General features: G+C 31.5%; 1 pseudogene. It reads left to right on the forward strand.

From position 1 onward, the window contains the following. Nucleotides 1-283: pseudogene (locus GBG18_RS15145) on the forward strand (hypothetical protein); the annotation flags it as partial. Nucleotides 284-426: the final 143 nt, after the last annotated feature.

The following is a 426-nucleotide window of genomic DNA, read 5'->3' on the forward strand; positions in this document are numbered from 1 at the left end:
TGCATTAGCAGAACACCCTTTTGGTACAATCAAACAAAAGCTTGGGTGGAGCCATTTTCTAGTACGGGGCAAAACAAAGGTTGCTGGAGAGAATGCTTTAATTATGCTCACCTATAATTTTAAACGATTGTTGAATCTAATTGGTATTAAACTATTTAAAAAACTGGTAAAAGCCAGTAAAAATGGCAATATTGAGGATATAAAACAAGAAATAGCGGAGTACATTGCAGTTTTAGTTTTTTTTAAAGCTTTTTTTCGTCAAAAAATGTGTTTATACATCTGAATATTAAAAAACTCTCTTAATCTTGATTCTTTTACTTAGATAGGGTTAGTTCTTTCACAGTCTCTGTACTTATTGAACATACTCCAAATTAGAACTCTTTTTGGAACAAGCTTCCCTTTAGTAAAAACTGTTCCAAAAGTAAG

The organism is Poseidonibacter ostreae (assembly GCF_009208075.1).
In the GTDB taxonomy this organism is placed as follows: domain Bacteria; phylum Campylobacterota; class Campylobacteria; order Campylobacterales; family Arcobacteraceae; genus Poseidonibacter; species Poseidonibacter ostreae.